This window comes from Falsiroseomonas sp., from assembly GCF_041690465.1.
Lineage (GTDB): Bacteria > Pseudomonadota > Alphaproteobacteria > Acetobacterales > Acetobacteraceae > Falsiroseomonas.
The window spans coordinates 1-26,254 of the sequence record NZ_JAWLHG010000057.1 but is presented as its reverse complement, the minus strand read 5'-3'; the positions used below and the strand labels follow the sequence as shown (position 1 = coordinate 26,254).

The window sequence follows — 26,254 nt, the reverse complement described above, 5'->3', positions numbered from 1 at the left end:
CGCCAGCTTCTACGCGCATTTCGACCTGCTGGCCGACGACGCGCCGCCGCCCGCGCCGCTCACGATCCGCGTCTGCGAGAGCCTGCCCTGTGCGATGGCCGGCGCGGCCGGCCTGCTCGCCGCGTTGCGCGCGGCGCCGCCGGGCGGCGCGCGGGTGGTCGCCGCGCCCTGCATGGGCGCCTGTCACCGCGCGCCGGCCTGCGCCGTGGGCCATGCCCTGGTGGAACAGGCGACTCCGGGGCGCGTGGCGCGCGCGGCGGCCGGGGAGGGGCCGGCGCTTGCCGTGCCGCCGAGCCTCGCCGCCTACCGCGACGCGGGCGGCTACCGGGTGCTGGCGCAGGCGATCTCGGGCGCCTTGTCGCGCGACGCCATGCTGGAACGGGTCACGGCGGCGGGGCTGCGCGGCCTCGGCGGCGCCGGCTTCCCGGCGGCCCGCAAGTGGCAGCTGGTGCGCGCCAATCCCGGGCCGCGCCATCTCGTCGTGAATGCCGATGAGGGCGAGCCCGGCACCTTCAAGGACCGCTACTGCCTGGAGACCTCGTCGCATCGCGTGCTGGAAGGCATGCTGCTGGCGGCGCATGCGGTGGAGGCGGAGGCCTGCTGGATCTATCTGCGCGACGAATACCCGCATCTCCGTCACGCACTGGAACGCGAGGTTGCGGCGCTGGCGCATGAAGGCCTGGCGACGCTGCCGATCCATCTGCGCCGCGGGGCAGGCGCCTATATCTGCGGCGAGGAAACCGGGCTGCTGGAGAGCCTGGAAGGCCGGCGCGGCTATCCCCGCCACAAGCCGCCCTATCCCGGCGAGGCGGGCCTGTTCGGCCGGCCGACGCTGATCCACAACGTCGAGACGCTGTGGTTCCTGCCGGAGATCCTTGGCAGCGCCGAAGGGGCCGCGGGCTTCGCGGCAGAGGGCCGGCGCGGGCGGAGCGGTCTGCGCTTCTTCTCGGTTTCCGGCCGCGTGCGCGATCCCGGCGAGAAGCTGGCGCCAGCCGGCATCACCGCGCGGGAGCTGATCGAGGAGTATGCCGGCGGGATGCAGCCGGGCCATCGCCTCGCGGCCTACCTGCCGGGTGGTGCCTCGGGCGGGATCCTGCCGGCCACCATGGCCGACCTACCGCTGGATTTCGGCACGCTGGAACCGCATGGCTGCTTCGTCGGCTCCGGCGCGGTGGTGGTGCTGTCCGACCGGGACGACCTGGCCGAGGCGGCGCGCAACCTGGTGCGCTTCTTCCGTGACGAGAGCTGCGGCCAATGCACGCCATGCCGCGTCGGCACCGCGAAGGCAGCGCGGCTGCTCGAGGCGCCGGCGTGGGACCGCGAACTGCTGAAGGAGCTGGCGCAGGCCATGGCGGATGGCTCGATCTGCGGGCTGGGGCAGGCGGCGATGAACCCGGTGCTCTCGCTGCTGCGGCACTTCCCGGAGGAGGCGGCGCCATGACGCGCTTCGTCCTGGACGGGCGTGAGGTCGAGGCCGCGCCGGGCGAGACGATCTGGCAGGTGGCGACGCGGCTCGGCGCGGAGGTGCCGCATCTCTGCCATCTGGAACGCCCGGGCTACCGGCCCGACGGCAATTGCCGCGCCTGCGTGGTCGAGATCGCGGGCGAACGCGTGCTCGCCGCCTCCTGCATCCGCACGCCGCGCGAGGGGATGGTGGTGCACAGCGCCACGCCGCGCGTGCAGCACGCCCGGAAGATGGTGTTCGAGCTGCTGCTGGCCGACCAGCCCGGCGCGGCCTCGCCTGGCGGCTCCCACGCGCTGTCGCGCGATGCAGGCGGCGTCTTCGCGCGCTGGGCGCGGCATCTCGGCGTGGAGCGCAGCCGCTTCGCGCCGGAGCCGCGCGCCACCGCGCCCGATGCCAGCCATCCGGCGATGCTGGTGCAGCTCGACGCCTGCATCCAGTGCGGGTTGTGCGAGCGCGCCTGCCGCGAGGTGCAGCACAACGACGTCATCGGGCTGGCGCATCGAGGCATGGACGTCGCCGTGGTGTTCGACACCGCGACGCCGATGGGGGAGTCCACCTGCGTTGCCTGCGGCGAATGCGTGCAGGCCTGCCCGACCGGCGCGCTGCTGCCGAAATCGGTGGTGGATGCGCGTGGCGCGCGTGCGCAGGACGACACGCGCGAGGTGGCGAGCGTCTGCCCCTATTGCGGCGTCGGCTGCCAGGTGGGGTTCCGCGTGCGGGACGACGCGATCGTCGAGGTGACCGGCCGCGACGGCCCTTCCAATCGGGGCCGGCTCTGCGTGAAGGGGCGCTTCGGCTTCGACTATGTGCGCCATCCGGACCGGCTGACCGTGCCGCTGGTGCGGATCGAGGGTGCGGCGAAGGATCCTGCCGACTGCCTCGATCCCGCGGCGGCGCGGCAGAAATTCCGCGAGGCGAGCTGGGAGGAGGCGATGGCGCGCGCCGCCGCCGGGCTGCTGCGCATCCGCGACACGCGCGGGCGCAACGCGCTGGCTGGCTTCGGCTCGGCCAAGGGATCGAACGAGGAAGCCTATCTGTTCCAGAAGCTGGTGCGCACCGGCTTCGGCACCAACAACGTGGACCATTGCACGCGACTGTGCCACGCGGCCTCGGTCGCCGCGCTGCTGGAAGGCATCGGCAGCGGTGCCGTCACCGCGCCCTTCACCGCGGCGAAGGAGGCCGAGGTGATCGTGGTGATCGGTGCACGGCCGACGGAGAACCACCCGGTTGCCGCGACCTTCCTGAAGGACGCGGCGGACCGTGGCGCGCAGCTGGTGGTGATGGACCCGCGCGGCACCGGGCTCGACCGCTTCGCCGCCGAGGTGGTGCGCTTCGCGCCGGGTCGCGACGTGCCGCTGCTGAACGCGCTGCTGCATGTGGTGATCGCGGAGAAGCTGTACGACGCGCAATACGTCGCCGCCCATACCGAGGATTTCGACAAGCTGCGCGACCACGTCGCCGCGCTGACGCCGGAGGCGATGGCGCCGCTCTGCGGCGTTCCCGCCGAGCAGATCCGTCGCGTCGCGCGGCTCTTCGCGCGGGCGCGCACGGCGCTGATCCTCTGGGGCATGGGGATCAGCCAGTCCACCCATGGCACCGACAACACGCGCTGCCTGATCGCCCTCGCCCTGCTCTGCGGCCAGGTGGGCCGGCCGGGGACGGGGCTGCATCCGCTGCGCGGGCAGAACAACGTGCAGGGCGCCTCGGATGCCGGGCTGATCCCGATGTCCTTCCCCGACTACCGCTCCACCTTCGACACCGCCACGCGGCACCGCCTGTCCGACCTCTGGGATGCCGAGCTCGATCCCACGCCGGGCCTGACGGTGGTGGAGATCATGCACGCCATGGAGCGGGGCGAGATCGCGGGCATGTACATCATGGGCGAGAACCCGGCGATGTCGGACCCGGATCTTGCGCATGCGCGCAGCGGGCTGGCGAAGCTCGATCACCTCGTCGTGCAGGACATCTTCCTGACCGAGACGGCGGCGCTGGCGGATGTGGTGCTGCCTGCCTCGGCCTGGCCGGAGAAGGACGGCACGGTCACCAACACCAACCGCCAGGTGCAGATGGGGCGCAAGGCGTTGCCGCTGCCGGGCCAGGCGCGGCAGGACCTCGACATCATCGTGGAGATGGCGCGCCGCCTGGGCCTGAACTGGACCTACACCCATCCGCGCGAGGTCTTCGCCGAGATGACCGAGGCGATGCCGAGCCTGGCCAACATCACCTGGGATCGCCTGCTGCGCGAGGACAGCGTGACCTATCCCTGCGCCGCGCCGGACGCCCCGGGGCAGGAGATCGTGTTCGGCGACGGCTTCCCCACCGCCAGCGGCCGCGCCCGGCTGGTGCCCGCCGGGCCGCGCGACCCGGCGGAGATGCCGGATGACGACTTCCCCTTCGTGCTCACCACGGGGCGCGAGCTGGAGCACTGGCACACCGGCGCGATGACCCGCCGCGCCGGTGTGCTGGATGCCTTGCAGCCGGCGGCCACCGCCTCGCTGGCGCCGGAGGCCCTGCGCCGGCTCGGCGTGGCGCCGGGCGGGCGCTTGCGCCTCACCACCCGGCGCGGCGCGGTGGAACTGGCGGCGCGCGCCGATCCCGGCCTGCCGGAGGGTCTGGTCTTCCTGCCCTTCGCCTATCGCGAGGCCGCGGCCAACCTGCTGACCAACCCGCAGCTCGACCCCTCCGGCAAGATCCCGGAGTTCAAGTTCTGCGCGGTGCGGGTGGAGGCGGTCTGAGTGGGCGCCTCGGAAGGAAGGCGCGGCGGCTGGGAAGGGCGGGGAGCGGACCTTGCCGGCGAGGTCCGGGCGAGGGTGGCCACGCAGTGGCCACGCGCCCTGGGCTCCGCGCATTCCGCGCCACGGCCGGGACACGATTGCGGCCGTGGCGCGGGGTAGCTCCCATCCGGCCGTGCGCCCGTCACTCGTTGGACGGCAGCCCCGGGAACATGGCGGCGGGCGCGAAGCGGTCGCCGACGTCGCCGATCAGGTCGTAGTTGCCCACCACCGTGAGCTTCCGAACGCCGGCGCCGGGCGCGTAGTCGTAGCGGCCGTAGTTCATCCAGAACACGTTGGCGCTGTACACGCCGTCGAAATACATCGTCCGCTGCTCGAGGCTGTTCACGCTGCGCCAGATGGTCGTGGCGATGTTGGGGCGTGCGCGGTCGGCGACGCCGAAGGGCGCGGAGACGTTGCGCATCACGCTCATGATGGACGCCACCGCCTCGCGCTGCGAACGCGGCGTCGGCAGGTGCGTGACGTAGTAGGCGGCGCGGACGAAGCGGTCGGCCGCCTCATGCGTGCCGGGCAGCCGCTCCGTCCCGCCGAAGCCCTGGAAGCGGCGTAGGTTCTCGAGCTGCTTGTCGAAGGTCGGCTGGTTGGTCATCACCACGAAGCGACGGTCGTGGTAGATGTTGACGCGTCCGCCGATGCATTCGAAGATCGCAGTGTCGCCGCCTCGGTCGTTCAGCGCGATGTGCACCGTCCCCGCCATGCCGCTGTTCGGCTCGACCGCCATGCGGAGCTGGAACGGCTCCGCCCGCGTGCGCTCGACCGCCTCGGCGACGGACCCGCAGGTGTCGAGATACCAGGTGAGCCACTGGCTGATGCTGAGGCCGGGCTTCGACGCATCGCGCGGCCCGGTCGTGGTGTCCGGCAGGTAGAGCACATGCCCCGCGAGCCCCGCCTCGTTCACGCCGTCCACCATCGTGTTGTCGTAGACGGTGACCACGAGGCTGCCGTAGCGGCTGGTCCAGCGCAGCGGGTTGGCCGGCGTGGCGCCGTCCCGCTCCATGCCGCGCGGCAGGATCCAGACGTTGCTCTCGGTGTCTTCGAACCAGTCCATGTTGCGGCCGATGAAGACCCCGAGGCCGGGCCAGTTCCACAGCGCGCGCGAGCAGGCCTGCGCCTGGCGAGGCACCGCCGCCAGGAAGGGCAGCGCGACGCCCGCGCCGAGCACCAGGCGCCGTCCGATGGTTGTTGCCATAGAGGTTCCTCCTGTCGTGCCTAGGGTTTCCCGGGCCGCTCCGCCGCCGACGACAGGATCGTGCCGAGGCCCGGTGCCGGATGTCGCCGCATGTTGCCCGCGACCATCCTTGCCGGTCCCGGGTAACCGCTCCTCGACGCCGCAATGTTGCGCGAAGTAGCATTGTGCAATGCTCCCGCAGGCGGCGCGTCGCACTCCCCCGGATGATCCAGCGGCTGTGTTCGCGGCGCGCGGCTGGCTCGCCGAGCATCCGGCCGCGTTCCGGTCTCTGCTTATCCGCGAGGCGGTGCCGGTGGACGCACGGCCGGGCAACGCCGTGTTCCGCATCGACGACGAGTCCAACGGCCTCTACGGGATCGTGTCGGGCGCGATCGGCGTCGAGGGCGGGCATCGGCGCCAGACCCCGCTGCTCGGCCATGTCATGCGCCCAGGCGAGTGGTTCGGGATCAAGGCCCTGCTGCATGGAGGTCCTCGCGAACTCACCTACCGGGCGATGGAGCCCAGCCGGCTTCTGTTCCTATCGCGCACACGGCTCGTGCCGCTGATGCGGAGCGATCCCGACATCGCCGTCCGCGTGGGGCAGCTCGCGGAGATCGGCAATCGCCTCGGCGCGTGGGCCGTGCGCGACCTGCTCACCCCGGATGCCGGCCGACGTCTGGCCGCCGTGCTGCTGCGGGTGCTGGGGGTGGGTGAGGTGGTGCCCGACGATCCGCAGGGCTTCTGGCTGACCCACGCGCAGTTGGGCGAGATGGCCAACCTGTCGCGCCATGACGTCGGCCGCAAGCTGGCCTTGTTCGAAGCCGAGCGCTGGATCGAGTGCGGGTACAATCGGATCCGGCTGCTGGACGCGCAAGGACTTGGGGCCTTCGCCTATGGCGACAACGCGACGTGATGCGCCGGGCGCGCGGCTGGTGGGCGGACGGCGGGCCACGCGGGGGGGCCTGGTTTGGAGCTGGCCCGGCTCGCTGGCCACGGGGGAAGCCGCCGCGCGAGTCCGCTTCGGGTCGATCACGGCTGTTCCGCCCCTCCGAGGCGCGCTCGGAACGTCAAGCAGCGGTTGCGGGCGCGGAGCCGCTGACCACCTCGCCCTTGCCCCGCCCCGCGCCACGGCGCATCACCCTCCGCATGGCCGCGTCGCGAATCCGCCTGCTGCCGGAGACCACATCCAACCGCATCGCCGCCGGCGAGGTGGTGGAGCGGCCCGCCGCGGCGGTGAAGGAACTCGTCGAGAACGCGCTCGACGCCGGCGCCACCCGCATCGCCGTGACGCTGGAGGAAGGCGGCATCGGCCGCATCCTGGTGGAGGACGATGGCTCTGGCATGTCGGCCGAGGAACTGGGCCTCGCCGTGGAGCGCCACGCCACCTCCAAGCTGCCCGACGAGGCCGCGCTGTTCCGCATCGCCACGCTCGGTTTCCGCGGCGAGGCGCTGCCCTCGATCGGTGCGGTGGCGCGGCTCGCCATCACCTCCTGCACGCGCGACGGCGCGGCGCATGCCATCACGGTGGAGGGCGGGCGCAAATCGCCGGTCGCGCCCGCTTCCGGCCCGCCGGGCACGCGCGTCGAGCTGCGCGATCTCTTCTTCGCCACGCCCGCCCGCCGCGCCTTCCTCAGGACTCCGCGCAGCGAGGCCGAGGCGGCGGTGGAGGCGGTGCGCCGCCTGGCCCTCGCCTGGCCGGAAGTCGCCTTCCGCGTCGAGGTGGAGGGCCGCGTCGCGCTGGCGCTGGCGCGGCAGGACCGCGACGCGCGCATCGCCGCGCTGCTCGGCCCCGATTTCGCCGCCGCGTCGCTGCCGGTGGAGGCGGCGCGCGAGGGACTGGCGCTCTCGGGCCTCGCCGCCGCGCCGACCCATCACCGCGCGACCGGCGAGTTCCAGCATCTGGTGGTGAACCGCCGCCCGGTGCGCGACCCGCAGCTGCGCACGGCGCTGCGCGTCGCCTATCGCGAGCTGATCCCGCGGGGGCGGCATCCCGCGGCGGCGCTGTTCCTCGACATCCCGCCGGAGGCGGTGGACGTCAACGTCCACCCGATGAAGACCGAGCTCCGCTTCCGCGATGCCGAGGGCGTGCGCGGCCTGCTGATCTCCGCGCTGCGCCGCGCGCTGGCGGTCGGCGTGGCGGCGGTGCCGGGGCTGACACAGGACGGCGCCGCGCCGCCGGGCTTTGCCGAGCCGCAGGCGGCGCCGCTGCACGGGCCGGCCTGGCGGCCGCAGCCGGTGCCGCAGCGCCCGGCGCAGTGGTCGGCGCCGCGCCTTTCGCTCGGCTTCGCCCCCGCGCCGCCCATGCCCACGCCCGAGATCCTGCCCGGCGAGGAAGGCCCGCTCGGCCGGCCGCTGGCGCAGCTGCTCTCGACCTATGTGCTGGCCGAGGCGCCCGACGGCGCCCTGGTGCTGGTGGATCAGCACGCCGCGCATGAACGCCTGACCCATGAGGCGCTGAAGGCGCAGCTCGCCGAGGGCCGCGTGCGTGCCCAGCCCCTGCTGCTGCCCGCCGTGGTGGAGATGCCGTCCGCTGCCGTCAGCCGGCTGCTCGACGCCGCCGCATCGCTTGCCCGCCTGGGCCTGGAGCTGGAGGGATTCGGTCCCGGCGCGGTGCTGGTGCGCGCCACGCCCGCCCTGCTGGGCGCGCCCGACCCGGCGCCGCTGCTGGCCGACCTCGCGGAGGAACTCGCCGAAAGCGGCGAGACCCTGGCCCTGGCCGACCGGCTCGATGCGGCGCTGGCCCGGCTGGCCTGCCATGGCTCGATCCGCGCCGGCCGCCGCCTGACCCCGGCGGAGATGGCCGCGCTGCTGCGACAGATGGAGGCGACGCCGCGGGCGGCCACCTGCAGCCATGGCCGGCCGACCTTCATCCGCCTCGGCAAGGCGGAGCTGGAGAGGCTGTTCGGTCGGCGCTGAAACGGTGCATGCTGCCTTCCAAGAGTAGGAAGGTGGAACTGATGCGCTTGATGCAGCTGATCTATGCCTCCCGCCCCTCCGGCTTCGAGGCGGCCATGCTGGAGGAGATCCTGGTGACCGCGCGGCGCTGCAACGAACGCGACGGGCTGACCGGTGCGCTGATCTGCCGGCGCGACCTGTTCATCCAGATGCTGGAGGGGCCGCGCGACAAGGTGACAGCGACCTTCGGGCGCATCCTGCAGGACCGGCGCCATGTCGACGTGTCGCTGGTCTGGTGCGGCGACACATCGATGCGGATCTTCGCCGACTGGACAATGCGCGACGATCCCGTGATGTGCTGGATGTGGACGCGTGCGGAGCTCCGCCTGCGCGATGTCACCGCCCTGGCGGCCGTCGAGCTGCGCCAGGTCTTCGTGCGGCTCGCCAAGCAGCCGCAGCTCGGCTGGAGCGCCGCGGCCGATTGACGCGCGGGTCGGGAAGCGGCACTCCCGCCGCCATGCTGAAGATCCAGGCCGCGCAGATCGCCGTCACGCCGTTCCAGCAGAACTGCACCCTGATCTGGGATGCGGAGACCAACCGCGGCGCCGTGGTGGACCCCGGCGGGGACGCGCCGCGCATCCTGGCTGCGCTGGACCGCGCGGGCTTCACGGTGGACCGCATCCTGCTCACCCACGGGCATCTGGATCATGCCGGCGGCGCGATGGCCCTGAAGCTGGCGCTGGAGGCCAAGCAGGCCAGCGTGGTGCCGATCGAGGGGCCGCATCGCGACGATGCCTTCCTGCTTTCCGGCATCGCCGACCAGGCGGCGCAGTACGGGCTGGACGGCATGGCGAATGCCACGCCCGACCGCTGGCTCGAGGAGGGCGACGCCGTCTGCATCGCCGGGCAGGCCTTCGCCGTGCTGCATTGCCCGGGGCACGCGCCGGGGCATGTGGTGTTCGTCTCGAAGGAGCTCGGCTTCGCGGTTGTGGGAGACGTGCTGTTCCGCGGCTCGATCGGGCGGACCGACTTCCCCTATGGCGACCACGCGGCGCTGATCGCCGCGATCAAGGAGAAGCTGTTGCCCCTCGGCGACGAGATGCGCTTCCTCTGCGGGCACGGGCCGGGCTCGACCTTCGGCGAGGAACGGCGGTCGAACCCGTTTCTCAGATAGCCGCGCCTACCTCGGCCGCAGGATCGCCACCGCCTGCACTGCGGCGGAGACCACCACATCCTCGGCGACCGCCACCGGCGGCGGCGCGGCGCTGGCGCTGCGGGCGGCCATGGCCATCATCGGCCGTGGATCTCCGTGGTCGGGCGCATCGATCCGCACCTCCTTCAGCCCGACCATCTGCAGGCCGAGCTGGTCCGCCACAGCCTGGGCGCGGCGGCGCAGCGCTTCCAGCGCGAGGCGCGAGGCTTCCTCGCGCGCCGCGCGCGCGGCATCGCGGGTCAGCTGCCAGTGCAGCCCGCCCATCGCCAGGCCCTGCTCCTGCAGGGTGCCGGCCAGTTCCAGCAGGGCGGTGGCCTCGGTGCCGCGCAGCGTGATCTGCTGCGCCGCCTGCCAGCTCCGCCCCTGGTCCACGCGGTTGGTCCAGTAGCCACCGGTCGAGACACGCACGCCCTGCACCGCGCGGGCCCGCGCAACGGCGGCCGTGACGGCGCGGTTCACCGCTTCCTGCGCGGCCGCCGCGCTGCCGGCGCGGGCCTCGGCGCGCAGTGTGGCGACCACCTCATCCGGGGCGCGGGTGACCTCGGCGCGCTCGCCGATATGCAGCTCGGTTTCGGCCAGTGGAGCCGCGCCGGGGGCCGGTTGCGCAGCGCCGCCGATGGGCAGGGCGACCACGGGGGTCATGAAAGCGGCCAGCAGCAGGGCGCGACGCATCGTCTCTCCTCCATCCGAACAGAGGCATATGGAAGCTGCCCAGCGTGGCGCCATCATGGCGGGATCGCAACGCCGTTGACGCGCCGCAGCGCGCATCCGAGGCTTCCAGTCCGGTGCCGGACGCTCGGGAATGCCAAGCAGAGCATGAATGCCCTGACAGATCGGCTGTTGCTGCCAAACGTCATGATGGCTTTCCGACGCCATCCGGGCAAGCCAGGCTGGTGGCTTTTCAAGGAGGGGTGGCCGATGGGCGGAGTCTGGGCCATCCACGGCAGCACGGACATGTCGGGGACCGAGGCCTTCTTCAGCATTCCGCGGTGGATGTTGGCTGAGGTTCATTGGGAGCCATGGCTCTGGCTTCTCGTGCCGTATGTCGCCTGGGACCGGCGCAGGTGGCTGAACCGCTTCGGGCATCGGGTGCCGCGTGCGCTGTGGCGGCGTGCGGCGAAGAACCGCATGATCGGCGAAACGGAGAACGCGTGACATGACCGACCTTCTGATCCGCGGCGGCGTGGTGATCACCATGGATGCCGAGCGGCGCGTCATCACCGACGGTGCGGTCGCCATCGCCGGTGGCCGCATCGCCGCCGTCGGCCCGACCGCCGAAGTCGCCGCCGCGCACCCGAACGCGGAGCAGGTGATCGAGGCACGCGGCAAGGCCATCCTGCCCGGGCTGATCGACGGCCACGCGCATGCCGGCCACGGCCTGGTCAAGACCATGGGCAGCGGCGATTCGGCCGGCTGGATGGAGGCCTGCCGCGTGATCTACACGCTCGCCTCGCCGCCCTCCTTCTGGCAGGCGGAGGCCAGGCTCGCGGCCTATGAGCGGTTGCGCTTCGGGGTCACCACCGGCGTCTCGCTGCTCGGCGGCGGCGACAGCGTGATGCGCACCGACGACCCAGCCTTCTGCGCCGCGCATGTCGCCGGTGTGAAGGAGGTGGGCATCCGCGCCATCGTGGCGATCGGCGCAACGCGGCCGCCTTTCCCCAGGCCCTATGTCGGCGCCGATGGCGTCGAGCGTCCGGTCTCCTTCGAGCAGCAGCTCGCCACCGTCGAAGCCTGCCTGGAGACGCTGCACGGCAGGGACGGCATCCGCATCGCCACGCTGATGCCCGTCTATCGAGAGGCGAAGCACGACCCGGCAAAGGTCGCCGAGATCGAACGGCATGGCCGGCTGATCCGCGAGGCCGGTCGGAAGCACGGCGCGCTGTTCCACCAGGATGGCCACCGCGCCGGCAGCATCGACATGGCGGCGCGCATGTTCGGGCTGCTCGACCGGCACGCCTTCCTCTCCCACTGCACCGACCTGACCGATGCCGATATCGAGGCGCTGGTCACCACCGGGGCGAGCGTGGTGCACAATCCCTCCGCCATCGCCGCGGTGCGCGGCTATTGCCCGGCGCCGCGCATGATGGAGGCGGGCGTGACGGTGATGATCGGCTCGGACGCCACGGCGCCGGACCGCTCGGGCGACATGTTCCGCCACATGTTCCAGTGCATCCGCTACCACCAGCGGCATTTCCGCGACGAGGCGCTCATCCCGCCGGGGAAGGCGCTGGAGATGGTGACGGTGGACGCGGCGAAGGGCCTCGGCCTGGCCGACGAGATCGGCAGCCTGGAGCCGGGCAAACTGGCCGATGTGATCACCGTGGACCTCACCGCGCCGCACATGGTGCCGGCCAACATGCCGGTCTCCCGCGTGGTGTATTTCGCGTCCGGCCAGGACGTGCGGGACGTGGTGGTCGGCGGCCGCGCGCTGCTGCGCGACGGCGTCGCGCCGCATCTCGACGGCGCGGCCATTGCCGAGGAAGCGTCGCGCGAGACCGAGGCCATGCTGGACCGCGCCAATCTTCGTCCTATGGTGGTGGAGGATCCCGGCTGGGGCCGGACCCGGCGCTGAACGCCGGGAGCAAGGGAGGAAGAACATGAACCGTCGCACGCTTCTTGCGGCCACGGCCGGCGGCCTCGCCGCATCACGCGCCGGCGCGCAGGCCTGGCCGACCCGGCCGGTTCGCATCGTCGAGCCGGGCGCACCCGGCGGCGGCAACGACACCACCATCCGCCTCTTCGCCCACCACCTCGAAGCCGCACTCGGCCAGCCGGTGCCGGTGGACAACCGCCCTGGCGCCGGCGGGCGGATCGGCGTGGAGCATGTATTCCGCGCGGCGCCGGATGGCAGCACGCTGCTGATGGGCAATGCCGGCGCCATGGGGGTGAACGCCGCACTGTACCGCGACCTGCCCTACAACATCGAGACCGATTTCGTGCCGATCTCGCTGCTGGTGACCGGGCCGAATGCACTGGTGGTGAACCCGCGCGTCTTCCCCGGGAACACCGTCGCGGAGCTGATCGCGGCGATCAAGGCGAAGCCACCGGGACATTACAACTACGGCAGCGGCGGCGTCGGGTCCTCGGCGCATTTCTCGGCCGAGCTGTTCAAGCTGATGGCCGGTGTGGACCTGGTGCACATCCCCTATCGCGGCGCCTCGGCGATGGGGCAGGCGGTGATCACCGGCGACGCGCCCTTCCTGATCGCCAACCTGGTCAACGTGATGCCCTTCGTCCGCCGCGGCGAGGTGAAGCTGCTGGCCGTGACCAGCCTGCAGCGCTGGCCCGACACGCCCGACGTGCCGACGCTGGACGAGAGCGGCCTCAAGGGCTTCGAGACGATCGCCTGGAACGCGCTGTTCGGCCCGCCCGGCCTGCCGCAGGCGGTGGTGCAGCGGCTAGTGCCGGAGCTCCAGCGCATCGGCCGCCTGCCGGATGTGATCGACCGCGTGAAGCTGATCGGCGGTCAGGTCATCACCAGCACGCCCGACGTGCTCGCCGCCCGCGTGCGCAGCGACATCGCCAAGTGGCGCGACGTGGCGCAGCGCGCCAACATCCGGATCGAATAGGGCTTCTCATGTCGCGCATCGAGGCGCTCACCTTCCGCGGCATCAACGTCACGCCGAAGACGAACTGGTCCTTCCTGGAGGTGCGGACGGCCGATGGCCGCACCGGCCTCGGCGAATGCACGCTGGCCAACCAGGAAGGGCTGCTGGAGGCGGAGGCGGCGCGGCTGGCCGCCAACGTCACCGGCGAGGACGCGCGGCACCGCAACCGGCTGGCCCGGCTGATCCCTCACGCGCAGGGCGGGCTGGTGGCCGCGACGGTGCTCTCCGCCTTCGAGCAGGCGCTGTGCGACCTGGCGGCGCAGCGCGCGGGGGAGCCGCTGCACCTGTCCCTGGGCGGCGCGCTGCGCGACCCGGTGCGGCTCTATGCCAACATCAACCGAGGCGCGAACCCGCGCAGCCCGGAAGGCTTTGCCGCCGCCGCGCGCCGCGCCACGGAGCAGGGCTTCCGTGCGGTGAAGCTCGCCCCCTTCGAGCCGATGGTCTGGGAGGAGGGCTATACCGATGCGAATCGCGCGGCCTATGCCGAGGGCCTTGCGCGCATCGCCGCGGTGCGGCAAGCGGTTGGGCCGGGCGTCGATGTGATGGTGGACGCGCATTGGCGCTTCTCCCCCGGCGGGGCTGCGGGGCTGGTCCGCGACGTCGCGGAGTTCCGCCTGTTCTGGCTGGAATGCCCGGTGGCCGAGGCGAACCTGCCCGAGATCGCGCGGCTGCGCGGGATGGCGAATGACCGCGGCATGCGCCTGGCTGGCGCCGAGTCGCTGGCAGGGTTGGCCGCCTATCGCCGGGTGATCGAGGCCGGCGGCTACGACGTGCTGATGCCGGATGCCAAGCATGCCGGCGGCATCGAGGAGATCCGCCGCATCGCCGCGCTGGCCCAGACGGCGGGCGTGGAGATTGCGCCGCACAACCCGACCGGCCCGGTCTGCCACGCGCATTCCGTGCATCTCTGCTCGGTCGTCCCCAATTTCCTGCTGCTGGAAGTCCAGTTCGGCGAGACCGAGACGTTCTTCGACCTGGTCGAAGGCGAGTCGTTGCGCTTCGTGGATGGCGCGGCGAAGCTGCCGCAGGCGCCCGGTCTCGGCGTGGCATTGGCGGCGGGACCGCACGCGCCCTGGAAGCGGATGGACCGGCCCTGGCTGGACCCGCGGCTGGGCTGAGGCTCGCGAATCCCGGCAGACCTTCCCGCCCGGGCGGGCGGGGCAGGGTTGAGCGGGGCAGGGGGGGCGGAGGCGCGGGCGAAGGTGCCATGTGAACCGCGCGGGGAGACGCGCGCCCGGTTCCGCGATTAACTGGCCCCGATGCCCGCCTGGATCGCAATCACCGTCACCGCAGCGCTGTTCCAGTGTTGGCGCACCGCGCTGCAGCAGAAGCTGCGCGGTGAGCTGTCGGTGAACGCCGCGGCGGTGGTGCGCTATCTCTATGGCGTGCCGGTGGGGGCGGCCCTGGTGGCGCTCTACGCCTTCGGCTCCGGCGACCCGCTGCCGTCGCTGACGCCCTGGGCATTGCTTTTCTGCGCGCTGGGCGGGTTCGGGCAGATCCTCGGCACCAACCTGCTGATCATGGCCTTCGGCTATCGCAACTTCGCGGTCGGCACCGCCTATTCCAAGACCGAGGCGGTACAGTCGGCAGTGCTCGCGGCACTGCTGCTCGGTGAGTTTCTCTCGCCGGTTTCCTGGCTGGGGATCGGGGTGGGGGTGGCGGGGGTGCTCTATCTCTCGCTGTCCGGGCGCGGCACCTCGCCGGCGGAGATGCTGCGCGGCATCACCCAGCCGGCGGCGCTCTGCGGCATCGGGGCGGGCTTCTGCTTCAGCGTCACCGCCGTGTTCATCAAGGCGGCGAACCAGTCCATGCCGGGCGACGACCTGATCTACAAGGCGCTGGTCATCCTGGTGGCGACCAATGCGCTGCAGACCCTGATGCAGGGCGCCTGGCTGCTGCGCACCGAGCCGGGATCGATTCGCGCGGTCTTCGCGACCTGGCGCAGCTCGGGCCAGGTGGGGGCGCTGTCCGCATTGGGCTCGGCCTGCTGGTTCTCCGCCTTCGCGCTGGCGCCGGTGGCGATGGTCCGCACCGTGGGCCAGGTGGAGATCCTGTTCACCCTGGCCTTCAGCCGTTTCTACCTGCGGGAGAAGGCGAAGCCGGCCGACTTCATCGGCGCGCTGGTCGTGGTGGCGGGCGTCATGCTGGTGCTTCTGGGCCGGCGCTGAGCCTCCGCCGAGCCCTTGGGCGGACCCCGGCCATATTTACGCGCCGCAACACGCATGGTAAGGCGCTGCCGCCGCCGCAGGGGGGGCTTTCGGGTCCCCGTCTCGCGTGGCGTCTTGTCGCGCCCGCATGGCGCGCCGCCCAGCAACAGGACCGGGACCGCCTTGGCCTCCGCCTCGACGAACGTCACCTCAGCCTCACCGCAGGCGCCCAACCCGACCGGGCTGGCGGAGCGCTACGCGCTGGCGCTCCTCGGCATCGTGGACGATCTCCGCCAGACGGAGCCGGGCGCGGCCGACCGCATCGCCGCCGACCTCGAGGCGCTGTTCCGCCTGTGGCGCGAGGATGCCGGCTTCCGTGCGTTCGTGGAGGATCCGCGCCTCGCCGCCAGCGAGCAGCGCCGCGGCGCCTTCGCCATCATTGAAAGGGCGGGCATCGGTCCCGAAGTACGGAACCTCGTCGGGGTGATGATCGTCAACCGGCGCCTCGGCAGGTTGCCGGAAGTGGCCGCCGCCTTCGGCGCCCAGCTCGCATCGCGCCGCGGCCAGCAGACGGCGAAGGTCGCGACCGCCCATCCGCTTTCGGACACCCAGCGCGCACAGATCGTGGCGCGGCTGACCGAAGCCGGTTTCTCCGGCGTGCAGCTGCAGGAAACCGTGGATCCCACGCTTCTCGGGGGTCTCGTGGTCCGCATCGGCTCTCGCCTCTACGACAACTCGATCAAGTCCAAGCTGCAGCGACTGCAGTACGCAATGAAGGGGGCTGCCTGACATGGAGATCCGTCCTGCCGAGATCTCGGAGATCCTGAAGCAGCAGATCTCCAGCTTCGACGCCGAGGCCAATGTGGCCGAGGTCGGCACCGTGCTGACGGTCGGTGACGGCATCGCGCGCGTCTTCGGCCTGCAGAACGTGATGGCCGGCGAGCTGGTGGAGTTTCCGAACGCCGGCATCAAGGGCATGGCGCTCAACCTCGAGACCGACAATGTCGGCATCGTGATCTTCGGCGACGACAAGGGCGTCAAGGAAGGCGACACGGTCAGCCGCACCGGCGACATCGTGGACGTGCCCGTCGGCAAGGGCCTGCTCGGCCGCGTGGTGGACGCGCTCGGCAACCCGATCGACGGCAAGGGCCCGCTGACCGATGTCAGCCGCACCCGCGTCGAGGTGAAGGCGCCGGGCATCATCCCGCGCAAGTCGGTGCATGAGCCGATGCAGACCGGCATCAAGGCGATCGACGCGCTGATCCCGATCGGCCGTGGCCAGCGCGAGCTGATCATCGGCGACCGGCAGACAGGTAAGACCGCGGTGATCGTGGACACGATCATCAACCAGAAGACCGTCAACGCCGGCGACGACGAGAGCAAGAAGCTCTACTGCATCTACGTCGCGGTCGGGCAGAAGCGCTCCACCGTGGCGCAGCTGGTGAAGCAGCTGGAGGAGAGCGGTGCGCTCGAATACTCCATCATCGTCGCGGCCACCGCGTCGGACCCGGCGCCGATGCAGTTCCTCGCGCCCTACAGCGGCTGCGCGATGGGCGAGTTCTTCCGCGACAACGGCATGCATGCGGTGATCTTCTACGACGACCTGTCCAAGCAGGCCGTCGCCTACCGCCAGATGTCGCTGCTGCTGCGCCGGCCGCCGGGCCGCGAGGCCTATCCGGGCGACGTGTTCTACCTGCACTCGCGCCTGCTGGAGCGGGCGGCGAAGATGAACGACGATTTCGGCAACGGCTCGCTGACCGCGCTGCCGGTGATCGAGACGCAGGCTGGCGACGTGTCCGCCTACATCCCGACCAACGTGATCTCGATCACCGACGGGCAGATCTTCCTGGAGACGGAGCTGTTCTTCAGGGGCATCCGCCCCGCGGTGAATGTCGGCCTTTCGGTCTCCCGCGTCGGCTCCGCGGCGCAGATCAAGGCGATGAAGCAGGTCGCCGGCAAGATCAAGCTGGAGCTCGCGCAGTACCGCGAGATGGCGGCCTTCGCGCAGTTCGCTTCCGACCTCGACGCCACCACGCAGGCGCTGCTGGCGCGTGGCGCGCGGCTCACGGAGTTGCTGAAGCAGCCTCAGTACCGCCCGGTCCCGGTGGAGGAGCAGGTGGTGGCGATCTTCGCCGGCACCCGCGGCTACCTCGACAAGATCCCGGTGAACAAGGTGGGCGAGTTCGAGCGGCGCGTGCTGTCCGAGATGAAGACCCGCGCGCCGGACATCCTCGACTCGATCCGCAGCGACCGCGAGATCAAGAAGGAGACCGAGGCGAAGCTCGTCTCCTTCCTCGACGATTTCGCCAAGACCTTCGCCTGATCCTGGGCTGACCCAAGCGGAAGCGATCCGATGCCCAGCTTGAAGGACCTGCGTGGACGCATCAACAGCGTCAAGTCCACGCGCAAGATCACGCAGGCGATGAAGATGGTCGCGGCGGCGAAGCTCCGCCGCGCGCAGAGCCAGGCCGAGGCGGCCCGCCCCTATGCCGAGCGCATGGAGCGGATACTGGCCTCGCTCGGCGCCTCGGTGGCGAACAGCCCGAACGCACCGCGCATGTTGGTCGGCACTGGCGGCGACAAGGTGCACATGCTGGTCGTGGTCACCGCCGATCGCGGCCTGGCTGGGCCGTTCAATACCAATATCGGCCGCCTCGCCCGCGCGCGCATCCGCGCGCTGGAGGCCGAGGGCAAGACGGTGAAGGTGCTCTCCGTCGGCCGCAAGGGTGCTGCCTTCCTGAGGCGCGAGTTTCCCCGCCACATCGTTGGCGAGATCACCTTTCTCGGGAAGAAGCGCATCGGGTTCGAGGACGCGGAAGTGGTCGCCGACCGCATCACCCAGATGCTGGAGGCCGGCGAGTTCGACGTCTGCACCCTGCTGTACAACCGCTTCCGCAGCGTCATCACCCAGGTTCCCACCGAGCAGCGGCTGATCCCGGCGCCGCTGCCCGAGACAAAGCAGGACGCCGCGCGCGGCCCGCAGGCTCTGTACGAATATGAGCCGGCCGAGGAGGAAATCCTTTCCGCGCTGCTGCCGCGCAACCTGGCGATCCAGGTCTATCGCGCATTGCTGGAGAACAATGCGGGTTTCTACGGCAGCCAGATGAACGCGATGGACAGCGCCACGCGCAACGCCGGCGAGATGATCAACAAGCTCACGCTCAACTACAACCGCACGCGACAGGCCAACATCACCAAGGAGCTGATCGAGATCATCTCCGGTGCCGAGGCGGTCTGAGGAGCAACCCCTGATGAAGAACAATGTCGGCAAGGTCACGCAGGTGCTCGGCGCCGTGGTGGACGTGCAGTTCCCCGCCGAGCTGCCCGCCATCCTCAACGCGCTGACCGTCAAGATCGACGAGCGCACCCTGGTGCTCGAGGTCGCCCAGCACCTCGGCGAGCGCACCGTGCGCACCATCGCGATGGACACCACGGACGGCCTGGTGCGTGGCTTCGAGGTGGTGGACACCGGCAAGGGCATCTCGGTGCCTGTCGGCAGCGGCACGCTCGGGCGCATCCTGAACGTCATCGGCGAGCCGATTGACGAGCGCGGCGCCGTCCCGCACGAGAAGACCTACACCATCCACCGCGACGCCCCGCCCTTCGACGAGCAGGCGACCTCGGCCGAGATCCTGGTGACGGGCATCAAGGTCATCGACCTGCTGGCGCCCTACCTGAAGGGCGGCAAGATCGGCCTGTTCGGCGGCGCCGGCGTGGGCAAGACCGTCACCATCCAGGAGCTGATCAACAACGTCGCGAAGGCACATGGCGGCGTGTCCGTCTTCGCCGGCGTCGGCGAGCGCACGCGCGAAGGCAACGACCTCTACCACGAGATGGTGGATGCCGGCGTCATCAAGCTGAACGACGGCAACACCGAAGGCTCCAAGGTGGCGCTCGTCTATGGCCAGATGAACGAGCCGCCCGGCGCGCGTGCGCGCGTCGGCCTGACGGGCCTTTCGATCGCCGAATACTTCCGCGACGAGCAGGGCCAGGACGTGCTGTTCTTCGTGGACAACATCTTCCGCTTCACCCAGGCCGGCGCGGAAGTGTCGGCGCTGCTTGGCCGCATTCCCTCCGCGGTGGGCTACCAGCCGACGCTGTCCACCGACATGGGCGCGCTGCAGGAGCGCATCACCTCCACCAAGAAGGGCTCGATCACCTCGGTGCAGGCGATCTACGTGCCCGCCGACGACCTGACCGATCCGGCGCCGGCCACCTCCTTCGCGCACCTTGACGCGACCACGGTGCTCAGCCGCTCGATCGCGGAGATGGCGATCTTCCCGGCAGTGGACCCGCTGGACAGCACCTCCCGCGCGCTCGATCCTCGCGTCGTGGGTGAGGAGCACTACCGCGTGGCGCGCGAGGTGCAGCGCGTGCTGCAGACCTACAAGTCGCTGCAGGACATCATCGCCATCCTGGGCATGGACGAGCTCTCGGAAGAGGACAAGCTGATCGTGGCGCGCGCGCGCAAGATCCAGCGCTTCCTCAGCCAGCCCTTCCACGTCGCCGAGGTCTTCACCGGCTCCCCGGGCGTGTTCGTGAAGCTGGAGGACACGATCCGCAGCTTCGCGGGCATCGTGGCCGGCGAGTACGACCACCTGCCGGAAGCCGCCTTCTACATGGTCGGCACCATCGAGGACGCGGTGAAGAAGGGCGAAAGCCTGAAGGCCGCGGCGTAAGCCGCCGGCCCGAGGCCAGGAAACCGACACGATGGCGACCTTCCAGTTTGAACTGGTGAGCCCCGAGAAGCTGCTGCTGAGCCGCGACGTGGAGATGGCGGTGCTGCCGGCGGCCGAGGGCGAGATGGGCGTGCTGCCCGGCCATTCGCCGATGATCGTGGCGCTCGGCGGCGGCGTGATCACCGTGCGCGAGGGTGGGCAGGTGACGGAGCGCCTGTTCGTGGGCGGCGGCTTCGCCGAGGTGACGCCGGAACGGTGCACCGTGCTGGCCGACGAGGCTACGCCGGTGGCGCAGCTCTCCCGCGCCACGGCCGAGTCGCGCATTCGTGAGGCGGAGGAGGCCTTCGCCACCGCCGCGGGCGAAACGCCCGAGAAGCGCGATGCTGCCATGGCCCGGCTTCTTTCCGCCCGCGCGATGCTGCAGGCCGCCCAGGCCGCCTGACCTGCCTGCCCGGCCCGCATGCGCGGGCCGCTTGAAACCGAGAGCCGTCCGCAAGACATACCCTTGCGGACGGCTTTCGTGTCTCTGGGGGTTGCATGAAGCACTGGCGAATCGAGCAGGTGGCGTGGGACCGCTTCGACGCGTCGAAGCTGGACCCGGAGCTCGTGCCGCTGGTCAAGGCGGCGGCGATGGTCGAGCGCAATGGCGACGACTACGCGCTCTATCTGAAATCGGTCTTCCGCGACGATCCGGACTTCAAGCTCGCCGCCGAGCACTGGGCGGTCGAGGAGGTCCAGCACGGCGAGGCGCTGGGCAGGTGGGCGACGCTCGCCGACCCGTCCTGGGACTTCCGCGGCGCCTTCGCGCGCTATCGCGAGAGCTTCAAGATCGACACCAGGGCCGACGCCTCCATCCGCGGCAGCCGCACCGGCGAGCTGATCGCCCGCTGCATGGTGGAGACCGGCACCAGCAGCTACTACACCGCGCTCGGCGAAGGCACCGAGGAGCCGGTGCTGAAGGAGGTCTGCCGCCTGATCGCGGCCGACGAGTACCGCCACTTCAAGCTGTTCTACGACCACATGAAGCGCTACCTGGCGCGGGAGAATCTCTCCTTCGTGCAGCGCCTGAAGGTCGCTGCGGGCCGGATCGGCGAGAGCGAGGATGACGAGCTCGCCTACGCCTTTCACTGCTCGAACGAGCCGCCGGGCACGCCCTACGACCACGACCGCTGCATCGCCGGCTACATGGCCGGCGCCATGGAGTACTACCGCCTCCGCCACATCGAGCGTGGCATGGGCATGATCTTCAAATCCGTCGGGCTGGAGCCGCGCGGGCGGCTTTCCCGGATCGCCGCCAGGGGGGCTTGGCGGCTGCTGCAATGGCGGCGTGAGCGCTATCGGGCGGCACTGACCAGGGTGACGAAAGAGAACGCCGCGGCGGCGCTCCCGGTCGCCGCCTGAACGCCTCTCAAGCTGGCCGCTTCCGCCTGGCCAGCCCGGTTCCGCCGAGCCAGCGTGCCAGCCGCCGCGCCGGCTCTTCCACCGCCAGCCAGAACAGCGGCGCGGCGGCCAGCGCTGCCAGCATGCCGAGCACCGTGGCCGCGGCCGGCAATTGCGGCTCCACCAGGTGCCAGACAGCGAGCAGCACCGGGACATGGATGAGATAGAGGCTGAAGGAGATCCGGCCGAGCGCGACCACCGGTCGCCGGCGTAGCGCATTCCGCAGCGGTCCCGCCTGCGATGCCAGCAGGATCAGCAGCACGGAGCCTGCATAGCTCGCCAGGTCCGAGCTCAGCGAGAAGGCCGCCACCGCGCCGACCGCTGTGGCGAGCGCCTGATCCCGCGTCAGGCGCGGCAGCGGCCCGGCGAGGGCCAGCGCCACGCCCGCTCCGATGCCGAGCGCGAAATAGAGCGTGGCAGCGAGGCCGAGCAGCGGGTCGCGCGGCAGGAACACCTCGTCCTCCGCGACGCCGAGCAGCACGCTGGATGCGGCGGCAAGTGCAGCCAGCGCGAGCAGCAGCGCCGCCCGGCCACGGAACAGCAGCACCAGCGGCAGCAGCAGCGTCAGCCGCCACTCATGCGCCAGCGACCACAGGACCACGTTGAAGTCGTTGCGCAGCAAGGCGAGCTCCGCCGCCAGGCGCAGCGGCGTGGGGTCCAGGAACCACGTGTAGAGATGATGGCCCGGCGCCGTCTCTGCCGCGGCCGGATCGAACACGACGAGTCGCAGCGACACCGAAAGCCCGAGCGCCACCGCCACCGGCAGCAGGATGCGGATCGAGCGCTGCAGGGCGAAGACCAGGAGGCTGACGGGCGCCGTGCCGGCGAGCAGCGCGCGTGTCAGCACGAAGCCGGAGAGGACGAAGAAGAACAACACGGCTGGACGGCCGGTCTCGACCACGCGCAGTGGTGTCGCGGCGAGCAGGCTGCTGGCCGCCTCCGCTGCACGCTGCACATTCCCGGGCGGCAGCAGGTGCAGCGCGTGGTGCAGCAGCACGGCCAGCGCGGCCAGGCCGCGCAGCCCGTCCAGTTCGAGCAGGCGCTCCTCCATTGGGGGCGGCGGTGTCGTCATCGCGGGATTCAACGCGGGAGCGACGCAGCCTGCCAGTGATTAGCGCTCACAACAGCGGCAATCGCGCCGGTGGCGGGGCGCGGTCAGGCCGCCGGCAGCCGCACGCTGAAGCGGGCGCCGAGCACCTTGCCCCCGGCGTCACGCCGGTTCTCCGCGGCGATGCGGCCGCGCAGCCCTTCCACGATCTGCTTCGAGATCGAGAGCCCCAGCCCCGAATGCTGGCCGAACATCTCGCCGGTCGGGCGCTCGCTGTAGAAGCGGTCGAAGATGCTTTCCAGCTTCGCCTCCGGGATGCCGGGGCCCTCATCCTCGATGGTGAACTCCACATAGGCGCCGAGTGCGCGCGCGCGCACCATCACCTTGCCGTCGCACGGACTGAAGGAGATGGCGTTGCCGATCAGGTTGCGGAACACCTGCACCAGCCGGCCTTCAACGCCGCGCACGATCACGCGCGCCGGTGCCTCGACCTCCACCACCGGGTCGCCCTCCTCGCGCGTCGCGGCGTGCAACTCGGCGAGCGCGCCGAGGATGGGCGCCACATCCACCGGCTGCGCGACGGTGCGTGACAGCTCGGCGTCCACCTTGGAGCTGTCGGAGATGTCGTTGATCAGGCGGTCCATCCGCACCGCATCGTCGGAGATGATCTGCAGCAGGCGCTTCTGCTTCGCAGTGTCCTCGATGCGGCGCAGCGTCTCGATCGCGCTGCGCACGGAGGTGAGGGGGTTGCGCAGCTCATGCGCCACGTCCGCGGCGAAGCGTTCGTTGGCGTCGATGCGGGCCCAGAGCGCGCGCGCCGCCGCCTGCAGGTCGCGCGCAAGCACGCCGATCTCGTCGTTGCGGGCCAGCAGCGGCGGCGGCACGCTGCCGGCGCGGCCTTCGCCCTCGCGCATTGCCGCCGCCGATTCGGCCAGTTGCAGGATCGGCGTGGCGAGCGTCCGCGCCAGGTAGAAGGAGGCCAGGACCGTCAGCAGCAGCGCCAGGCCGAAGAGGGCCAGGACGGAGACACGGATCTCGAGCAGGCGGGCATCCACCTCCCGCGCCTCGCGCGTCAGCAGCACGATGCCGACAGGCGTGGCGCCGCGGCGCGCCGGCTCGGCCACCGAGACCAGCAGGCGGCCATCGGCGGTGCGGCGGATGTAGGGGCGCACCCCGCCTTCGAGGGCGACTCGCAACTCCTCCCGCCGGTCGGCGCCGGTCTGGGCGCTGCCGGTGCCGCCGAATTCCGGCTGCCAGTCGAAGGAGGGGGCGTCCGGGTTCACGTCCACCATCACCTCCGCCTGCTGCGTGGCGCGGGGGAGGATCGCGAGCATGCGGTCGTAGAGGCCGGCGACGGTGCCCGCGAAGGCGCCGCGGGGTTCCGGCGGGGGCAGGGGCTCGGTGACGATGGCGCCGCCCGGGCCCTCCCGCACGCGGCTGTCGGCGACCAGCAGGCCGGTGGTGTCGAACAGCCGCGCCTGGGTGTTGGGGGAGGGCTCCACCAGGCGGCGCAGCAGGGGGCGGGCCTGCTCCGGCACCAGGGTGGTGCGGTCGTCGCGGGTCCGGGTGGCGGCCTCGGCGATGGCGCCGGCGTAGATGTTGGCCTGGGTGCGCAGCGCCTGCACCTCGGCGGCCAGCAGCCCGTTCTGGTACTGGTCGAGGTAGAGCAGCGCGGCGGCGAGCAGCGCCGGGGGGAGGGCGTTCAGCAGCAGGATGCGGCGCAGCAGCGGCGAGAGCCAGCGTCGCCGCCGCGTCTCCACCTTGGTCTGCACCAGCGGCGCGCCGCTTGCGTCCGGCATCCGGGTCCTGTCCTGTCCGGCGCCAACCTAGCGCGGCGGCGGGCCTGCGGCCACGGGCTTGCCGGCGGCGGGCTCGCCCGCACAGGATGGCGGCAAGAAGCACGGACTTCCTGGGAGGACATGATGCTCGGGCTGATGCAGGACTGGCCGCTGCGCATCCACCGGCTGCTCGACCACGCGGCACGCCACCATGGCGGGCGGCGCATCGCCAGCCGCAGCGTGGAGGGGCCGTTCCACGCCACCGACTACCGCACCGTCCGAGCCCGGGCGCTCCGCCTGGCGCAGCGCCTGGCGCGGGAGGGGGTGAGGGAAGGCGACCGGGTCGCGACGATGGCCTGGAACACCTGGCGCCACATCGAGGCCTGGTACGGCATCACCGGTGTCGGCGGTGTGTACCACACGCTCAACCCGCGGCTCTTCCCCGAGCAGATCAGCTGGATCCTGAACCACGCCGAAAGCCGGATGATGCTGGCGGACCTGAGCTTCGTGCCGCTGCTGGAGAAGATCTCGCCCGGCCTGCCGCATGTGAAGCGCTACGTGATCCTGACCGATGCGGCGCACATGCCGGAGACGCGGCTGCCGGGCGCGGTGGATTACGAGAGCTGGATCGCGGAAGCGGATGGCGATTTCGAATGGGCCGCGGTGGAGGAGAATGCGGCGGCGGGGCTCTGCTACACCTCCGGCACCACGGGCAATCCGAAGGGCGTGCTTTATTCGCACCGCTCCAACGTGCTGCACGCGATGGCGAGCTCGGCGCCCGACATGTTCGGGATGCGCGCGGCGGAGCGGGTGATGCCGGTGGTGCCGATGTTCCACGCGAATGGCTGGTGCCTGCCCTTCTCCGCCGCGGCGACCGGGGCGGGGCTGGTGATGCCCGGGCCGAAGCTTGACGGCGCCTCGATCCACGAGCTGATGGAGAAGGAGGGGGTGACCTTCACCGCGGCGGTGCCGACGGTGTGGCTCAGCCTGTTGCAGCACCTGGAGGCGACGGGCGCACCGCTGTCCACGCTGAAGCGCGTGGTGATCGGCGGCAGCGCCTGCCCGCGCGCGATCACCAAGGCCTTCGCGGATCGCGGCGTGCAGGTGATGCATGCCTGGGGCATGACCGAGACCTCGCCGATCGGCACGATCTGCGGCGTGAAGCCGGAAGCCGAGCCGGCCGACCAGGAAGCAATGCTCGACCTGCAGGAGAAGCAGGGTTTTCCGCCTTTCACCGTGGACATGCGCATCGTCGGCGACGACGGCGCGGAGCAGCCCTGGGACGGCACGACCTTCGGGAACCTGCAGGTGAAGGGGCCGACGGTGACCAGGCGCTACTTCAAGGAGGAGAAGGACGCGCTGACGCCGGATGGCTGGTTCGAGACAGGCGACGTGGCGACCATCGACCCGCAGGGCTACATGCACATCACCGACCGCACCAAGGACGTGATCAAGTCCGGCGGCGAGTGGATCAGCTCGATCGAGCTGGAGAACCTGGCGGTGGGCCATCCGGATGTCGCGGAGGCCGCGGTGGTGGCGGCGCGGCACCCGAAATGGGACGAGCGGCCGCTGCTGGTGGTGGTGCCGAAGCAGGGCAGGACGATCGAGAAGCAGTCGCTGCTGGACCACATCGCGCCGCATGTCGCGAAGTGGTGGATGCCGGACGACGTGGTGGTGGTGGTGGAGATCCCGCACACCGCGACGGGGAAGATCCTGAAGACGAAGCTGCGGGAGCAGTTCGCGGGGTATTTCGGGGTGCCGTAGGGCGGAACTGCTTCCCGGGAGCCTGGGGGCTGCGGTAATCCAGAAGGGGCCATGCGGAGTTTCGCCGGGCAAGGCCGATCCCTGCACCAGCGGCGTGGTGCGCCGGGAGCGTCGGGCCACAACCGGGCGCTGGTTGCGCCAGCAGGTTGACGGCTTCAGCTAGACCCGAGTAGCCCAGGCTGGAATCGGCTTGTGATTGGATGCGGCGCGGCAGGGTGTGATTCGTAGGCGTCCAGCTTTGGCTGGAGGCGGAGATG

22 protein-coding genes are annotated in these 26,254 nt (G+C 71.1%); 18 read left to right on the top strand and 4 right to left on the bottom strand.

The features are described 5' to 3' along the window. Positions 1 to 1,441, top strand: a 1,441-nt coding sequence (locus tag ACESM1_RS27670) for an NADH-ubiquinone oxidoreductase-F iron-sulfur binding region domain-containing protein (RefSeq protein WP_372624458.1), incomplete at its 5' end; no start/stop codon positions are given. Next, positions 1,438 to 4,200 carry a formate dehydrogenase subunit alpha gene (gene fdhF, locus ACESM1_RS27665; RefSeq protein ID WP_372624457.1) on the top strand — a complete coding sequence of 921 codons (2,763 nt, stop codon included), beginning with the start codon at positions 1,438 to 1,440 and terminating at the stop codon, positions 4,198 to 4,200. The genes ACESM1_RS27670 and fdhF, both read left to right, overlap by 4 nt. A 181-nt stretch (positions 4,201 to 4,381) precedes the next feature. On the opposite strand, the gene ACESM1_RS27660 is transcribed toward fdhF, so the two are convergent. After that, the gene (locus ACESM1_RS27660; RefSeq protein WP_372624456.1) at positions 4,382 to 5,446 is read right to left on the bottom strand and encodes a linear amide C-N hydrolase; all 1,065 of its coding nucleotides are present in this window, start codon (positions 5,444 to 5,446) and stop codon (positions 4,382 to 4,384) included. 217 nt (positions 5,447 to 5,663) lie between these two features. Between ACESM1_RS27660 and ACESM1_RS27655 the strand changes: the two genes are divergently transcribed. The 4 genes from ACESM1_RS27655 to ACESM1_RS27640 all read left to right on the top strand — a co-directional run bounded on the left by ACESM1_RS27655 (position 5,664) and on the right by ACESM1_RS27640 (position 9,494). Next, a complete protein-coding gene (locus ACESM1_RS27655; RefSeq protein ID WP_372624455.1) occupies positions 5,664 to 6,338 on the top strand; it encodes a Crp/Fnr family transcriptional regulator in 675 nt (224 codons plus the stop codon). 233 nt (positions 6,339 to 6,571) lie between these two features. Further along, positions 6,572 to 8,341: a DNA mismatch repair endonuclease MutL gene (mutL, locus tag ACESM1_RS27650; RefSeq protein ID WP_372624454.1), complete on the top strand. Its 1,770-nt coding sequence runs from the start codon at positions 6,572 to 6,574 to the stop codon at positions 8,339 to 8,341. A 41-nt stretch (positions 8,342 to 8,382) separates the two neighbouring features. After that, a complete protein-coding gene (locus ACESM1_RS27645; RefSeq protein WP_372624453.1) occupies positions 8,383 to 8,805 on the top strand; it encodes a BLUF domain-containing protein in 423 nt (140 codons plus the stop codon). 32 nt (positions 8,806 to 8,837) lie between these two features. Continuing rightward, entirely contained in the window at positions 8,838 to 9,494 is a 657-nt protein-coding gene (locus ACESM1_RS27640; RefSeq protein ID WP_372624452.1) for an MBL fold metallo-hydrolase, read from the top strand. 6 nt (positions 9,495 to 9,500) lie between these two features. Here the strand turns inward: ACESM1_RS27640 and ACESM1_RS27635 are convergent, their stop codons facing one another. Continuing rightward, positions 9,501 to 10,205: an SIMPL domain-containing protein gene (locus tag ACESM1_RS27635; RefSeq protein ID WP_372624451.1), complete on the bottom strand. Its 705-nt coding sequence runs from the start codon at positions 10,203 to 10,205 to the stop codon at positions 9,501 to 9,503. A 144-nt stretch (positions 10,206 to 10,349) separates the two neighbouring features. Between ACESM1_RS27635 and ACESM1_RS27630 the strand changes: the two genes are divergently transcribed. From ACESM1_RS27630 to ACESM1_RS27580, 11 genes are all read left to right on the top strand, one after another. Beyond that, the gene (locus ACESM1_RS27630; RefSeq protein ID WP_372624450.1) at positions 10,350 to 10,688 is read left to right on the top strand and encodes a hypothetical protein; all 339 of its coding nucleotides are present in this window, start codon (positions 10,350 to 10,352) and stop codon (positions 10,686 to 10,688) included. A gap of 1 nt (position 10,689) precedes the next feature. Beyond that, the gene (locus ACESM1_RS27625) at positions 10,690 to 12,105 is read left to right on the top strand and encodes an amidohydrolase family protein (protein ID WP_372624449.1); all 1,416 of its coding nucleotides are present in this window, start codon (positions 10,690 to 10,692) and stop codon (positions 12,103 to 12,105) included. A gap of 25 nt (positions 12,106 to 12,130) precedes the next feature. Further along, positions 12,131 to 13,102 (top strand): Bug family tripartite tricarboxylate transporter substrate binding protein, encoded by a 972-nt coding sequence (locus tag ACESM1_RS27620; RefSeq protein WP_372624448.1) that lies wholly within the window; start codon positions 12,131 to 12,133, stop codon positions 13,100 to 13,102. 8 nt (positions 13,103 to 13,110) lie between these two features. Next, on the top strand, positions 13,111 to 14,259 hold the full coding sequence (locus ACESM1_RS27615) for a mandelate racemase/muconate lactonizing enzyme family protein (RefSeq protein ID WP_372624447.1): 1,149 nt from the start codon (positions 13,111 to 13,113) through the stop codon (positions 14,257 to 14,259). Positions 14,260 to 14,400: 141 nt separating this feature from the next. Next, positions 14,401 to 15,309 (top strand): DMT family transporter, encoded by a 909-nt coding sequence (locus tag ACESM1_RS27610; RefSeq protein WP_372624446.1) that lies wholly within the window; start codon positions 14,401 to 14,403, stop codon positions 15,307 to 15,309. A gap of 162 nt (positions 15,310 to 15,471) precedes the next feature. Then, positions 15,472 to 16,077, top strand: coding sequence for an ATP synthase F1 subunit delta (atpH, locus tag ACESM1_RS27605; RefSeq protein ID WP_372624445.1), 606 nt, complete (start codon positions 15,472 to 15,474; stop codon positions 16,075 to 16,077). 1 nt (position 16,078) lies between these two features. Further along, positions 16,079 to 17,611 (top strand): F0F1 ATP synthase subunit alpha, encoded by a 1,533-nt coding sequence (gene atpA, locus ACESM1_RS27600; RefSeq protein WP_372624444.1) that lies wholly within the window; start codon positions 16,079 to 16,081, stop codon positions 17,609 to 17,611. A 30-nt stretch (positions 17,612 to 17,641) separates the two neighbouring features. Beyond that, complete coding sequence (locus ACESM1_RS27595; RefSeq protein ID WP_372624443.1) at positions 17,642 to 18,526, top strand: F0F1 ATP synthase subunit gamma; 885 nt, start codon at positions 17,642 to 17,644, stop codon at positions 18,524 to 18,526. A 13-nt stretch (positions 18,527 to 18,539) separates the two neighbouring features. Then, complete coding sequence (gene atpD, locus ACESM1_RS27590; protein WP_372624442.1) at positions 18,540 to 19,967, top strand: F0F1 ATP synthase subunit beta; 1,428 nt, start codon at positions 18,540 to 18,542, stop codon at positions 19,965 to 19,967. A 31-nt stretch (positions 19,968 to 19,998) separates the two neighbouring features. Beyond that, entirely contained in the window at positions 19,999 to 20,409 is a 411-nt protein-coding gene (atpC, locus tag ACESM1_RS27585) for an ATP synthase F1 subunit epsilon (protein WP_372624441.1), read from the top strand. Between the two features lie 95 nt (positions 20,410 to 20,504). Further along, positions 20,505 to 21,368 (top strand): ferritin-like domain-containing protein, encoded by an 864-nt coding sequence (locus tag ACESM1_RS27580; RefSeq protein WP_372624440.1) that lies wholly within the window; start codon positions 20,505 to 20,507, stop codon positions 21,366 to 21,368. Between the two features lie 7 nt (positions 21,369 to 21,375). Here ACESM1_RS27580 and ACESM1_RS27575 read toward each other — a convergent pair whose 3' ends face one another. Both ACESM1_RS27575 and ACESM1_RS27570 read right to left on the bottom strand, forming a co-directional pair. After that, entirely contained in the window at positions 21,376 to 22,479 is a 1,104-nt protein-coding gene (locus ACESM1_RS27575; RefSeq protein ID WP_372624439.1) for an acyltransferase family protein, read from the bottom strand. Between the two features lie 83 nt (positions 22,480 to 22,562). Then, on the bottom strand, positions 22,563 to 24,254 hold the full coding sequence (locus ACESM1_RS27570) for a sensor histidine kinase (protein ID WP_372624438.1): 1,692 nt from the start codon (positions 24,252 to 24,254) through the stop codon (positions 22,563 to 22,565). 120 nt (positions 24,255 to 24,374) lie between these two features. On the opposite strand from ACESM1_RS27570, the gene ACESM1_RS27565 reads away from it, so the two are divergent. After that, on the top strand, positions 24,375 to 25,997 hold the full coding sequence (locus ACESM1_RS27565; protein WP_372624437.1) for a long-chain-fatty-acid--CoA ligase: 1,623 nt from the start codon (positions 24,375 to 24,377) through the stop codon (positions 25,995 to 25,997). The last annotated feature ends 257 nt before the right edge of the window (positions 25,998 to 26,254 follow it).

Bases quoted from the DNA above. Each gene is read 5' to 3' on its own strand.
- ACESM1_RS27635 (WP_372624451.1), bottom strand. From the start codon at position 10,205: ATGCGTCGCGCCCTGCTGCTGGCCGCTTTCATGACCCCCGTGGTCGCC.
- ACESM1_RS27615 (WP_372624447.1), top strand. From the start codon at position 13,111: ATGTCGCGCATCGAGGCGCTCACCTTCCGCGGCATCAACGTCACGCCG.
- ACESM1_RS27645 (WP_372624453.1), top strand. From the start codon at position 8,383: ATGCGCTTGATGCAGCTGATCTATGCCTCCCGCCCCTCCGGCTTCGAG.
- ACESM1_RS27595 (WP_372624443.1), top strand. From the start codon at position 17,642: ATGCCCAGCTTGAAGGACCTGCGTGGACGCATCAACAGCGTCAAGTCC.
- ACESM1_RS27610 (WP_372624446.1), top strand. From the start codon at position 14,401: ATGCCCGCCTGGATCGCAATCACCGTCACCGCAGCGCTGTTCCAGTGT.
- atpC (WP_372624441.1), top strand. From the start codon at position 19,999: ATGGCGACCTTCCAGTTTGAACTGGTGAGCCCCGAGAAGCTGCTGCTG.
- atpA (WP_372624444.1), top strand. From the start codon at position 16,079: ATGGAGATCCGTCCTGCCGAGATCTCGGAGATCCTGAAGCAGCAGATC.
- ACESM1_RS27660 (WP_372624456.1), bottom strand. From the start codon at position 5,446: ATGGCAACAACCATCGGACGGCGCCTGGTGCTCGGCGCGGGCGTCGCG.
- ACESM1_RS27575 (WP_372624439.1), bottom strand. From the start codon at position 22,479: ATGACGACACCGCCGCCCCCAATGGAGGAGCGCCTGCTCGAACTGGAC.
- ACESM1_RS27565 (WP_372624437.1), top strand. From the start codon at position 24,375: ATGATGCTCGGGCTGATGCAGGACTGGCCGCTGCGCATCCACCGGCTG.
- ACESM1_RS27630 (WP_372624450.1), top strand. From the start codon at position 10,350: ATGAATGCCCTGACAGATCGGCTGTTGCTGCCAAACGTCATGATGGCT.
- ACESM1_RS27620 (WP_372624448.1), top strand. From the start codon at position 12,131: ATGAACCGTCGCACGCTTCTTGCGGCCACGGCCGGCGGCCTCGCCGCA.
- ACESM1_RS27640 (WP_372624452.1), top strand. From the start codon at position 8,838: ATGCTGAAGATCCAGGCCGCGCAGATCGCCGTCACGCCGTTCCAGCAG.
- fdhF (WP_372624457.1), top strand. From the start codon at position 1,438: ATGACGCGCTTCGTCCTGGACGGGCGTGAGGTCGAGGCCGCGCCGGGC.
- ACESM1_RS27570 (WP_372624438.1), bottom strand. From the start codon at position 24,254: ATGCCGGACGCAAGCGGCGCGCCGCTGGTGCAGACCAAGGTGGAGACG.
- ACESM1_RS27625 (WP_372624449.1), top strand. From the start codon at position 10,690: ATGACCGACCTTCTGATCCGCGGCGGCGTGGTGATCACCATGGATGCC.
- ACESM1_RS27580 (WP_372624440.1), top strand. From the start codon at position 20,505: ATGAAGCACTGGCGAATCGAGCAGGTGGCGTGGGACCGCTTCGACGCG.
- atpD (WP_372624442.1), top strand. From the start codon at position 18,540: ATGAAGAACAATGTCGGCAAGGTCACGCAGGTGCTCGGCGCCGTGGTG.
- mutL (WP_372624454.1), top strand. From the start codon at position 6,572: ATGGCCGCGTCGCGAATCCGCCTGCTGCCGGAGACCACATCCAACCGC.